11 protein-coding genes and 1 rRNA gene are annotated in these 11,965 nt (G+C 72.9%); 5 read left to right on the top strand and 7 right to left on the bottom strand.

Annotation, left to right across the window (positions count from 1 at the left end; all coding sequences use genetic code 11):
- Positions 1–63, bottom strand: a 16S ribosomal RNA gene (locus BM385_RS14945); the annotation flags it as partial.
- A 388-nt stretch (positions 64–451) separates the two neighbouring features.
- Positions 452–1,561 (bottom strand): DUF5937 family protein, encoded by a 1,110-nt coding sequence (locus BM385_RS14940; protein ID WP_019436113.1) that lies wholly within the window; start codon positions 1,559–1,561, stop codon positions 452–454.
- A gap of 99 nt (positions 1,562–1,660) precedes the next feature.
- Between BM385_RS14940 and BM385_RS14935 the strand changes: the two genes are divergently transcribed.
- The 4 genes from BM385_RS14935 (at position 1,661) to BM385_RS14920 (ending at position 4,625) form a co-directional block, all read left to right on the top strand.
- Positions 1,661–1,864, top strand: a complete 204-nt coding sequence (locus BM385_RS14935; RefSeq protein WP_019436114.1) for a hypothetical protein — start codon at positions 1,661–1,663, stop codon at positions 1,862–1,864.
- Positions 1,865–1,928: 64 nt separating this feature from the next.
- Positions 1,929–2,738 carry an ABC transporter permease gene (locus BM385_RS14930; protein WP_374313674.1) on the top strand — a complete coding sequence of 270 codons (810 nt, stop codon included), beginning with the start codon at positions 1,929–1,931 and terminating at the stop codon, positions 2,736–2,738.
- Positions 2,739–2,778: 40 nt separating this feature from the next.
- A complete protein-coding gene (locus BM385_RS14925; RefSeq protein WP_093843350.1) occupies positions 2,779–3,543 on the top strand; it encodes an ABC transporter permease in 765 nt (254 codons plus the stop codon).
- Between the two features lie 50 nt (positions 3,544–3,593).
- Positions 3,594–4,625 carry an ABC transporter ATP-binding protein gene (locus tag BM385_RS14920; protein WP_093843320.1) on the top strand — a complete coding sequence of 344 codons (1,032 nt, stop codon included), beginning with the start codon at positions 3,594–3,596 and terminating at the stop codon, positions 4,623–4,625.
- 67 nt (positions 4,626–4,692) lie between these two features.
- Here the strand turns inward: BM385_RS14920 and proC are convergent, their stop codons facing one another.
- The 3 genes from proC to BM385_RS14905 are packed head-to-tail and all read right to left on the bottom strand — an operon-like array spanning position 4,693 to position 6,807.
- A complete protein-coding gene (proC, locus tag BM385_RS14915) occupies positions 4,693–5,499 on the bottom strand; it encodes a pyrroline-5-carboxylate reductase (RefSeq protein ID WP_019436118.1) in 807 nt (268 codons plus the stop codon).
- 30 nt (positions 5,500–5,529) lie between these two features.
- Positions 5,530–6,285 (bottom strand): class I SAM-dependent methyltransferase, encoded by a 756-nt coding sequence (locus BM385_RS14910; protein WP_093843319.1) that lies wholly within the window; start codon positions 6,283–6,285, stop codon positions 5,530–5,532.
- An 18-nt stretch (positions 6,286–6,303) separates the two neighbouring features.
- Positions 6,304–6,807: a hypothetical protein gene (locus tag BM385_RS14905; RefSeq protein WP_019436120.1), complete on the bottom strand. Its 504-nt coding sequence runs from the start codon at positions 6,805–6,807 to the stop codon at positions 6,304–6,306.
- Positions 6,808–6,878: 71 nt separating this feature from the next.
- On the opposite strand from BM385_RS14905, the gene BM385_RS14900 reads away from it, so the two are divergent.
- Entirely contained in the window at positions 6,879–9,011 is a 2,133-nt protein-coding gene (locus BM385_RS14900; protein WP_093843318.1) for a protein kinase domain-containing protein, read from the top strand.
- A 139-nt stretch (positions 9,012–9,150) separates the two neighbouring features.
- Here BM385_RS14900 and ilvD read toward each other — a convergent pair whose 3' ends face one another.
- Positions 9,151–10,995, bottom strand: a complete 1,845-nt coding sequence (gene ilvD, locus BM385_RS14895; RefSeq protein ID WP_093843317.1) for a dihydroxy-acid dehydratase — start codon at positions 10,993–10,995, stop codon at positions 9,151–9,153.
- A 41-nt stretch (positions 10,996–11,036) separates the two neighbouring features.
- Entirely contained in the window at positions 11,037–11,948 is a 912-nt protein-coding gene (locus tag BM385_RS14890) for a DUF3109 family protein (protein WP_380979483.1), read from the bottom strand.
- Positions 11,949–11,965 lie beyond the last annotated feature (17 nt).

Raw genomic sequence — 11,965 nt, 5'->3', positions numbered from 1 at the left:
GACTTGCATGTGTTAAGCACGCCGCCAGCGTTCGTCCTGAGCCAGGATCAAACTCTCCATGAATGCTTCATGTAAGAGCAAGGAAAATCCTCGCTTAAATGCTGCACCTCAGACGAGGTCGAGATGCAGACTCAGTAAATAATCTGGCATTGACTATTTGGCACGCTGTTGAGTTCTCAAGGAACGGATGCTTCCTTTGGTTCCCTCTCGGGCCCCTCCGGGCTTTCCCTTCGTGTTTCCCAGCTTACCACATCCGATTTCTCGAACTTGGCCCCCGCTGGGGGGAGTTAAGCCTTTGAGTTTTGCGCCCTCCGGCGTGTCCACCACTTTAGGGGATTCCCCCGCCCGATCCAAATCCGGATCCTGGCCTGAGAACTTGCCCCTCTGCGGCAACTCGGAGGACCTTACGGACCGGGCCGAGAGAGTGTCAAATCGAGGTCACCCGGCCGGCTCACCGCAGCACCGTCTCCAGGAACTCGCTGCCCAGCCGGGCCACCACCGACAGGTCCAGGCTGTGCTGAACGTACCGTCCGTGCCGCCGCGTTGAGAGCAGACCGGCCTTCCGCATCACCGCCAGGTGGCGCGACACCTCCGGCGCGGTCATCGACAGGGACGACGCCAGCTCGCCCGTCGTGTGCGGGGCGAACGCCAGCGTCCGGCACATCCGCAGCCGCGTCGGGTGCGCCAGCGCCGACAGCCGGCGGGCCAGCAACTCCCCCGACGCCGGAGCCGGGTACCGCGACTGCTGCGGGTCGGCCATCGGGTACTGGATCACCGGCCGCCAGCCCCGGGCGTGCAGCGCCAGCAGATGCGGCCAGGCGAACGCCGTCGGGACGAAAGCGATACCGAGGCCGGCCTCCCGGTCCAGCGCCGTCGTCCGCCCCTCGTACATCTTGTCGATCACCAGCCGGCCGGCGGTGCCGTCCACGGAGACGGCGGACGACACCGCCGCCATCGCGTCCGGCAAACCCTTGCGCTTCAGCAGCTCCGTCTTGTGCCGGGCGTCGGCCGCCAGCCGGGGCCTGACTTCCTCCCACGCCCGGGCGAAGAACTCCTCGTGGCAGTCCTCCAGCAGCCGCCTGATCCAGGCGCGCACCGGGACCGGGTCCGCCAGCAGCCGTTCCACGAACGCCCGCTGGCGCGGACCCCTGGCCGCCGCCCGGTCCAGGGCCCTGTCCCGGTCCACCGGATCGGTCAGCGGCGAACCGGCCCCCGCCGGCCCGTAGCGCAGTGCGGCACAGGAGATCTCCAGCGCCGCGTCCACGTACCGCTCGTGGCTCATGCCGTCCACCGCATCCAGGTCCTCCTCGAAGGTGCGCCCCGGGACGGCGGGCAGCAGGATGTCGGAGCGGGTGGAGCGCCACAGGAAGTCCGCCTCGCACAGCCGGTCCGCGAGATCCGCCGGCAGGGCGCAGTGCACCGAGGCCGCCCATTCGGCGCGGGCCGGGTGGTGGCCCGGTTCGGAGAGCACATGGAGGGCCGCGCCGAGTTCGGCGAGCGGCGAGGGGCCGAAGACGATGTGGTCGGTCGGCAGTCCGGCGATGTCGATGACTACGGCCATGGCATCCATTGTGGGAGCGCGGCGCCCCGTCCGGCAGTCGTTTGACGGTCCTCGTCAATCGACGCGCGCCCGGCCCCGTCCCGGTCGCACTCTGGCGTCATGGACTCCTCACTTCACTCCGCAGCGGTTTCCGTACCCGGCTCCACCACCACCGCCGTCGCCTCCGGCTCGGGCTTCGATCTGCGTCACCCCTGGCGTTCCGCCGGCGCCGATCTGGACGCCGCCTACTGGGAGGCGGTGCGGCTGCACCGGGCCGGCCGTACCCGCTGGTTCCGGTTCCGGCGGAGCGCCGATATTCGGTAGCGGCGCTTTCCTTCCGCCCCCTAGGCTCCGGCGTTTTGGCTCCGGAAGAAAGGGGGTTCATGACATGCGGATGTCCGGGCTGTACCGCGCTGTCGCGGGCAGCAGTTTCCGGCGCTATGCGACGTATCGCGTCGCCACGGCGGCCGGAGTGTTCACCAATACGGTGTTCGGCTTCTTCATGAGCTATACGTTTATCGCGCTGTGGGATCAGCGCCCCGGTCTGGGGGGTTACGACCAGGCGCAGGCGCTCACCTTCGTATGGGTGGGCCAGGGACTTCTCGCCGCGACCGCCGTCATGGGCGGCGGTTTCCGCGAGGAACTCCAGGAGCGGATCCGTACCGGCGAGATCTCCATCGATCTCTACCGGCCGGTCGATCTCCAGCTGTGGTGGCTGGCGGTGGATCTCGGCCGCTCCGCGTTCCAATTGCTCGGGCGCGGCATCGTCCCGGTCGTCGTCGGTGGGCTGATCTTCGAGCTGGCGCTGCCCACCGACCCGCTGCGCTGGCTGCTCTTCGGCTGCGCCCTCGCCCTCGGCCTGCTGGTGGCGTTCGCGCTCAACTATCTGGTCGCCCTGATGGCCTTCTGGCTGATGGACGGCAACGGGCTGAACATGGTGAGCAATCTGCTCGGGATGTTCTGCTCCGGCATGGTCATGCCGCTGACCGTCTTCCCCGAGGGGCTGGGCACCGTGCTCCAGTGGCTGCCCTGGGCGGCACTGCTCCAGGTGCCGGCGGACGTACTCCTGGGCCGGTACGCGGGTGGCGGGGCGTTCGCCGTGCTGCTGTTCCCGCTGCTGTGGGCGGTGGCCCTGCTGCTGCTCGGCCGGCTGGTGCAGGCGGCGGCGACCCGGCGTGTGGTGGTGCAGGGTGGTTAAGGTTCTCGACGGGCTGCGCGGCTACGGGCTGATCGTCGGGATGTGGTTCCGCTCGACGCTCGCCTACCGCGCCTCGTTCCTGCTCACCACGCTCGGGAACGCGATCACCAGCTGGCTGGAGTTCGCCGGCATTCTCATCATCTTCTCGCACGTCGATCAGCTGGGCGGTTTCTCGGTCGGCGAGGTGGCGCTCATGTACGCCACCGCCAGTTGCTCCCTCGGCCTGGCCGATCTGTTCCTCGGGAACATGGACCAGCTGGGCGCCCGGGTGCGCGACGGCAGCGTGGACACCATGCTGATCCGCCCGGTGCCGCTGTTCGCGCAGGTCGCTGCGGACCGTTTCGTCCTGCGCCGGGTGGGCCGGATCGTGCAGGGGCTGCTGGTCCTCGGCTGGGCCCTCGCCCAGCTGCGGCCGGGCTGGTCGGTGCTGGAGTACGCGCTGCTGGCCGGGGTGATCGTCTGCGGGGCGGCGATCTTCGGGGCGCTGTGGGCGCTCGGCGGGGCGTTCCAGTTCTGGGCGCAGGACGCGGCGCAGGTGCAGAACTCGGTGACGTACGGCGGCAACCGGCTGCTCCAGTATCCGCCGACGATCTACGGCACCGAGCTGGTGCGGGGGGTTACGTACGTGGTGCCGCTGGCGTTCGTGAACTGGGTTCCGCTGCTGCGGCTGCTGGACCGGGACGACCCCCTGGGTCTTCCCGGCTGGGTGGACTTCCTCTCGCCGCTGGTCGCCGTCGTGATGTGCGCGCTGACGGCGCTGCTGTGGCGGGTCGGGGTGCGGAGCTATCGGAGCACGGGGAGTTGAGGGGCATGGACGGGATGGCTGCGTCGGACGGGATGGATGGGACGGACGGGATGGACGGGACGCGGGGGACGGTGGCGGGCGGCGATGAGCTGATCGTGCTGGAGGAACTGGAGAAGGTGTTCCGGGTACGGCGGCGGGCCGGCCGGTTCCGGCGGACCAGGAGCGAGGTGCGGGCGGTGAACGGGATCTCGTTCACCGTGCGGCGCGGCGAGATGGTCGGCTACATCGGCCCGAACGGGGCCGGGAAGTCGACCACGATCAAGATGCTGACCGGGATTCTGACCCCGAGCGGCGGCCGGCTGCGGGTGGCGGGTATCGACCCGCAGCACGAGCGGACCCGGCTCGCCCGCCGGATCGGGGTGGTGTTCGGGCAGCGCACCACGCTGTGGTGGGATCTGCCGCTGCGCGACTCGTACGCGCTGGTGCGCCGGATGTACCGGGTGCCGCAGGCGCGGTTCCGGGAGAACCTGGAGCGCTGCGTCGAACTGCTGGATCTGGCGGAGCTGCTGGAGGTTCCGGTGCGGCAGCTGTCGCTGGGGCAGCGGATGCGCGGGGACATCGCGGCGGCGCTGCTGCACGATCCGGAGGTGCTGTATCTGGACGAGCCGACGATCGGGCTCGATGTGATCAGCAAGGCGAAGGTGCGTTCCTTCCTGCGTGAGCTGAACGCCGAGCGGGGCACGACGGTGCTGCTGACCACGCACGATCTGACCGACATCGAGCAGTTGTGCCGGCGGGTGATGGTGATCGACCACGGCCGGCTGATGTACGACGGCGGGCTGCCCGGTCTGTACGAGGCGGGCGCGGGCGAGCGGCAGCTGGTGGTGGATCTGGAGCGGGAGCAGCCGCCGATCAGCGTCGAGGGCGCGCGCACGGTGCGGGTGGAGGGGCCGCGGCAGTGGCTGGCGTTCCCGGCCAAGGCGAGCGCGGCGCCGCTGGTGGCGCGGGTGGCGGCGGACTATCCGCTGCTGGATCTGTCGCTGCGGGAGCCGGACATCGAGGATGTCATCGCCCGGATGTACGCCTCGGGTGACGGGGGCGGGGACGGGCCCCGGGCGGCGGAGGTGCCGGTGGCCGGCTGAGCGGGGTGTGCGTACCCCGCCCGTCCGTGCGGGGCGGGCGGGGTGCGCGGCCGGGCGGCCCGGCGGCTCAGCGGCCGGAGGCCAGTTCGCGGCTGCGGTCGCGGGCCGCCTCCAGCGCGGCGATGAGGGCGGCGCGTACCCCGTGCTTCTCCAGTTCGCGGATCGCGGAGATGGTGGTGCCGCCCGGGGAGGTCACGGCCTCGCGCAGCACCACGGGGTGCTCGCCGCTGTCGCGCAGCATCACCGAGGCGCCGACGGCGGCCTGCACGATCAGCTCGTGCGCCTTGTCACGGGGCAGACCGAGCAGGATGCCGGCGTCGGTCATCGCCTCGACCAGGTAGTAGAAGTACGCGGGCCCGGAACCGGAGAGCGCGGTGGCGGCGTCCTGCTGGGACTCGGGCAGCCGCAGGGTGGCGCCGACGCCGCCGAGGATGCGTTCGGCGTGGGCCAGGTGGTCCTCGGTGGCGTGCGCGCCGCCGGAGATGACGGTCATGCCCTCGTCGACGAGCGCGGCGGTGTTGGGCATGGCGCGCACCACGGGGGTACCGGCGGTGAGCCGGTCCTCGACGAACGCGGTGGGAATACCGGCGGCGACCGAGATGACGAGGCGGTCGGCGGGGGTGTGCGGGGCGAGTTCACCGAGGAGGGCGCCCATGTCCTGCGGCTTGACGGACAGGATGAGGATGTCGGCGGTCTTGGCGGCCTCGGCGTTGCCGACGGCGGTGACCCCGTACCGGGCGCGCAGTGCCTCGGCCCGCTCGGCGCGCCGCGTGGACACCAGCACGTCGCCGGGGGCCCAGCCGCCGCGCAGCATGCCGCCGAGCAGCGCCTCGCCGATCTTGCCGGTGCCGAGGACAGCGATCTTCTGAGTCATCCCCCCATGGTGCACCGGGGGCCGGGACCGTCAGGCGGGTGTCCGCACAGCGGTCAGCCGCACGACGTACGGCTCGGTCACGGGTCCGTCCCCGACGACGGCGCGGAGCGCGGCGCGCTCGGCCTCGATCAGGGCGGCGGCGCGCTCCGGCGGGAGGGTGGCGAGGGTGGAGTGGGTGGTGAGGGCGGCGAGGTGGGTGTCGAGGGGGAGGGTGCGGGTCCAGCGCAGTTCCCGGTAGTGGGGGGTGAGGTGCGGGGCAGCTCCCCGGATGAGGGCGGGGGCACGGTCGGTGACGTCGTACCGGTGCCCGGGGCTGAGCCGCCGCTGCTGGGCGGCGACCCAGGCGACGGACTCGTCCGGGGTGTTCCACCAGAGGGCGAGGGTGCCGCCCGGGCGCAGGACGCGCAGGGCCTCGGGGAGGGAGCGGGCCGGGTCCGTCCAGTGCCAGGCCTGGGCGTACGTCACCAGGTCGAAGGTGTCGGCCGCGAAGGGCAGGGCGTCGCCGGAGCCGCGCACCAGGGGGACAGCGGGGAGGTGCGCGCGCAGTTGGGCGGCCATACCGGGGCCTGGCTCCGCAGCGGTCACCTGGGCACCGCGCGCCAGCATCGGGGCGGTGCCGATGCCGGTGCCGGCGCCGACATCCAGCACGCGGGCGCCGTGCAGCGGGCGGCCGGCCAGTTCCTCGACCGCGTCGTACAGCGCGGCCGGGTAGCCGGGCCTGGTGGCGGCGTAGTCGGCGGCGACGGCGTTGAAGGAGGCGGCGAGGGTGGCCTTGGAGACGGTCATGTGCCCTCCCCTTCCCGCTCAGCGCCGCTTGCCACCTGCGCCGGCTCGGCCGCGCTTGCGGGCGGGGTTGCCGGACCGCTTGGTGGTGAGCCGTTCCCACTGGGTGACGGCGGCCTCGTAGTCCATGCGGCGCAGCTTCTCGCCCGGGGCCTCGACCGCGCTGCGCAGCGCGTACGCGAGGAGGATCCCCACAAAGCCGATGATCTTGATGCTGCGGAAGGCGGCCTCGTCCTCGCCCGCCGCGCGGGGCCGGGTCCAGCTGTTCAGGGCGCGGGTGAAGGCGACGGCGGTGCAGCCGGCGAAGGCGACGATGACCAGCACGCGCAGCCAGGCCGCGCCCTGCGAGAGGGTCAGCCCGTTGTAGCCGAGCTTGAGTGCCAGCACGCCGAGGGCCGCCAGCAGGGAGGCGCCCAGGCCGAGTACGAAGCGCCGCGCTCCGTAGCCGCGCGAGTGATCGACCCAGCTGGTGCCGTAGAAACGGATCGGGTCCGGCTGGGGTCGCTGTGCCAGGGGTGTGGACATGGTGTCGATTATGACCGGCGCCCGCCCGGCCTTTGTAGGGTGAGTTCCGACTTGTCTCAGGGGGAGTGGCCATGACGGACGGCACCGCACCCGAGCGTTTGGGCGACTACGTCCTGGAGCGGCGCCTCGGCAGCGGCGGCATGGGGGTGGTGTATCTGGCCCGGACGCCGGCGGGCCGGCAGGTGGCCGTGAAGGTGATCCGCCGGGAGTACGCCCAGGACCCGGGGTTCCGGGCCAGGTTCCGGCGGGAGGTGGCGGCGGCCCGGAAGGTGGGCGGCGCGTACACGGCGCCGGTGGTGGACGCGGATCCGGACGGCGATCCGCCGTGGCTGGCCACGCTGTTCGTCCCGGGTGGTTCGCTGACCGACAGGGTGGACCGGGACGGGCCGCTGAGCGCGCGGGAGGCGGCCCGGGTGGGGGCGCAGCTGGCGGAGGCGCTGCGGGACATCCACGGGCGGGGGCTGGTGCACCGGGATCTGAAGCCGGGCAATGTGCTGCTGGCCGAGGACGGCGTGCGGGTCATCGACTTCGGGATCTCGCGGGCGCTCACGGATTCGCACCGGCTGACGGAGACGGGTGCGGTGCTGGGGTCGCCGCCGTTCATGGCGCCGGAGCAGCTGACGGGTGGGGCGGAGGTGACGCAGGCGGCGGACGTGTTCGCGCTGGGGGCGGTGGTGGCGTACGCGGCGACCGGGCACAGCCCGTTCGAGACGGGTGAGGTGCCGGGGCCCGATCCGCTGGCCGTGGCCTACCGGGTGGTGCACGAGGAGCCGGTGCTGGACGCGGTGCCGGAGCCGCTGCGGGAGCTGGTCGGGCTGTGTCTGGCGAAGGATCCGCGGCAGCGGCCGGACGTGGTGACGGTGCTGCGGATGGCGGCGTGGGCGGACTCGCGGGCGCAGGCGGGCGAGGTGCGGGCGTCGCCGGTGTGGCGGGCGCCGGGCACCGGGGGCGGCGCGGAGGAGGACACGGCGCCCCGGCCCGTGCGGCGGCGGGGCGGGCGCCGGCTGGCGCTGGCGGGGGTGGCGGTGGCCGTGCTGCTGGCGGCCGGGGCGGGGGCGCGGCTGCTGTGGATGGACGACGGCGGGACGGCACCGGCGTCCCCGGGGGCGGGCGGTGCGGGCGGCGCGGGCGGTGCGGCGCCCGAGGAGCGGGCGCCCGAGCCGTGGGAGCTGGATCTGCGGGATGTCGGGGTGCAGGACGCGCCGACCGACGGGTTCTCCTGCCGGCCGCTGGCGGCGGAGCTGCTGTGTGCGGCGTGGGGGGTGCGGACCGTCGTGCTGAACCCGGCGGACGGGGCGGAGTCGTGGCGGTACAACGGGCCGCGCACGAGTCTGGGGCCGCCGGCGGCGATCGCGGCGGGCGGCGCGGTGTTCGCCCGCTCCGAGAAGGGGGTCATCGCGCTCGATCCGGCGGACGGGGCGGAGCTGTGGCAGCTGGACGCCCCGGAGCTGCGCGACCTGGTGGCAGTCGGGGACCGGCTGGCGCTCCAGAACGGCGACAGCACGGTGCGGTTCTACGCCCAGGAGACGCCGGAGCGGCTGGGCACCTGGGAGGTGCCGGGCCGGTATCTCACCGATCTGCGCGCGCACGGCGACCGGCTGCTGGCGGTGAGCCGGGACGAGGAGACCGGCGGGGCCCCGGAGATGATGCTGCTGGACGGGACGGGGCGGGAGCAGTGGCACGCCCCGCGCCCGCTGGCGCCGGTGCCGAGTCTGCTGGAGCTGGTCGCCCTGGACGAGGAGGCCGCGTACTTCGAGGAGTGGGACCCGGAGCTGCCGGTGTCGGTGGCGGTGCAGCGGATGGACCTGGCGAACGGGGAGTGGGTGCGCACCGAGCTGCCGCATCCGGCGGAGCCGCGCGCGGTGCTGGCGGACGACGGTCTGGTGTACGTGACGGACACGGCGGGCCGGGTCACGGCGGTGGACGCGGCGGCCGGTGAGGTGCGGTGGAGCGCCGAGACCGGGGTGTCGGGGGCGTCGGAGCCGCTGGTCGCGGACGGCCGGCTGTATCTGTCGGACCAGGAGGGCCGGCTGTCCGTGGTGGACACGGCGGACGGCGGCACGCTGTGGACGGGCCCGGCGCACCCGGGCACGCCGGGTCTGGGCAGTGACGCCTGGGCTCCGGCGCCGGTGCTGCTGGACGGCTGGGCGTATGTGGTGACCCTGGGGAACACGCTTTACGCGGTGCGGCTGCCCGAGCTGTGAGCGTCCGGGCCACCGGGCGGGGCAAGGATTGCCGTTCCGGCAACGGCGGTGGTGCGGAACGCGGGAACGCGCGCGCCCGCCGGGCCCGGTGATACGGCCGGGCGCGGCGGGCGGGGTGGCGGGGTGACCGGGGCGGCGGTCAGTCCTCCAGCTTGCTGACGTCGCGCACCGCGCCCTTGTCGGCGCTGGTGGCCATCGCGGCGTAGGCGCGCAGCGCCAGCGACACCTTGCGGTCGCGGTCCACCGGCGCGTACCGGCCGCCGAGCGCCTCGCGGCGCGCCGCCAGCTCGGCTTCGGGGACCTGGAGTTCGATGCTGCGGCCCGGGATGTCGATGCTGATCATGTCGCCGTCGCGCACCAGCGCGATGGTGCCGCCCGAGGCCGCCTCCGGGGAGACGTGGCCGATGGACAGTCCGGAGGTGCCGCCGGAGAACCGGCCGTCGGTGATCAGCGCGCACTTGGCGCCCAGGCCGCGGCCCTTGAGGAACGCCGTGGGGTACAGCATCTCCTGCATGCCGGGGCCGCCCTTGGGGCCCTCGTAGCGGACGACGACCACGTCGCCCTCCTTGACCCGCTTGCCGAGGATCGCCTCGACCGCCTGCTCCTGCGACTCGACGACCACGGCCGGGCCGGTGAAGGTCCAGATCGACTCGTCCACACCGGCGGTCTTCACGACGGCGCCGTCGGGGGCCAGGTTGCCGGTGAGCACGGCGAGCCCGCCGTCGGCCGAGTAGGCGTGCTCCACGTCGCGGATGCAGCCGCCGGCGGCGTCCAGGTCGAGCGTCTCCCACCGTTCGGACTGGGAGAACGCCTCGGCCGAGCGCACACAGCCGGGCGCGGCGTGGAAGAGTTCGACTGCCTCAGGGGCGGGCGAGCCGCCGCGCAGGTCCCACTTCTTCAGCCACTCGGCGAGCGAGTCGGCGTGCACGGCGTGCACGTCCTCGTTCAGGTGCCCGGCGCGCTGGAGTTCGCCCAGGATGGCGGGGATGCCGCCGGCCCGGTGGACGTCCTCCATGTGGTACGCGCCGTTCGGCGCGACCTTGCACACGCACGGCACCCGGCGGGAGACGGCGTCGATGTCGGCGAGGCCGAAGTCCAGGCCGGCCTCGACGGCCGCGGCCAGCAGGTGCAGCACGGTGTTGGTGGAGCCGCCCATGGCCACGTCCAGCGCCATGGCGTTCTCGAACGCGGCGCGGGAGGCCAGCTCGCGGGGCAGGACGGAGGTGTCGTCCTGCTCGTAGCGGCGCTTGGTGATCTCCACGACGGTGCGGCCGGCGGCCTCGTACAGCTCCTTGCGCGCGGTGTGGGTGGCCAGCACCGAGCCGTTGCCGGGCAGGGCCAGGCCCAGCGCCTCGACCAGGCAGTTCATCGAGTTGGCGGTGAACATCCCGGAGCAGGAGCCGCAGGTCGGGCAGGCCGCTTCCTCGATGCGCAGCAGGTCCTCGTCGGAGGTGGCGTCGGAGACGGCCTCGGACATGGCGTGCACCAGGTCGAGGTTGGAGCGGACGGTGCCGTCGACCAGGGTGGTCTTGCCGGCTTCCATGGGGCCGCCGGAGACGAAGACGGTGGGGATGTTCAGCCGGAGGGCGGCCATCAGCATCCCGGGGGTGATCTTGTCGCAGTTGGAGATGCAGATCAGCGCGTCCGCGCAGTGCGCCTCCGTCATGTACTCCACGGAGTCGGCGATCAGATCGCGGGACGGCAGGGAGTACAGCATGCCGCTGTGGCCCATGGCGATGCCGTCGTCCACCGCGATGGTGTTGAACTCGCGCGGGACGCCGCCGGCCGCCTTGATGGCGTCGGAGACGATGCGGCCCACCGGCTGGAGGTGGGTGTGGCCGGGCACGAACTCGGTGAAGCTGTTGGCGACCGCGATGATCGGCTTGCCGAAGTCCTCCCGTGCTACGCCGGCGGCCCGCAGAAGGGCGCGGGCGCCCGCCATGTTGCGGCCGTGGGTGACGGTTCGGGACCTCAGCGTCGCCATGGTGCTGCTCTCCTTCGGGACACGGGCTGCTTGCGTCGAGGCTACGCCTCTCGCCCGGGTGCTGGGACGGTCTTCCCGGATTCCGAGACGGAGCACACGGGAGCGGCGGCCGGTCCGGGGTCGGCGGGGTGCGGGGCCAGCAGCGGGAGCGGGCGTACGCCGGGGGGTACGGCGGCGTGCACGGCCAGCCGTTCCGCGCACAGCCGGGCCAGCTCGGCGTACCCCTCCTTGCCCATCAGCTCGATCAGCTCGGGCCGGTACGACTCGTACACCGGCCGTCCCGCGCCGTGCGCGCTCGGGGCGCCGGTGCACCACCAGTGCAGGTCATGGCCGCCGGGGCCCCAGCCGCGCCGGTCGTACTCGCCGATCGAGACGTACAGCAGCTGCTCGCCGTCGGGCTGCTCCACCCACTCGTAGGTGCGGCGGACCGGCAGCTGCCAGCACACGTCCGGCTTGGTCTCCAGGGGCTCGCGGCCCTCGGCGAGCGCCATGGTGTGCAGCGCGCAGCCGGCGCCCGCGACGAATCCGGGGCGGTTGAGGAAGATGCACGCCCCCTCCAGGCGCCGGGTCTGCCGTTCGCCGTCGTCGTCGAGCTGCACCCAGCCGCGTTCGGAGGTGCCCTCGGCGTGGAACTGCCAGGTCTCGGGGGTGAGCCGGGCGGCGTGCCGGGCGACGCGCGCCTCGTCCTCCTCGTCCGAGAAGTGCGCCCCCAGGGTGCAGCAGCCGTCGGAGGCGCGGCCGGCCTCGATGCCCTGGCAGCCGTTGCCGAACACACAGTGCCAGCGCGAGGTCAGCCAGGTCAGATCGCAGCGGAAGACCTGCTCGGCGTCGGCCGGGTCGGGGAACTCCACCCATGCGCGGGGGTGGTCGAGTGCCACCTCGTCGCCGGCCGCGCGCCGCCGTGCCCCATCGAGCTGCCTGACGGTTCTGCCCGCCTTCGCCCTCTTCGTCATTGCCACCACGCCAGGGT

This window comes from Streptomyces harbinensis (assembly GCF_900116145.1).
GTDB lineage: Bacteria > Actinomycetota > Actinomycetes > Streptomycetales > Streptomycetaceae > Streptomyces > Streptomyces carpaticus.
Note: the sequence above shows the minus strand (reverse complement) of the source record. Positions and strands in the feature narration are given on the sequence as shown.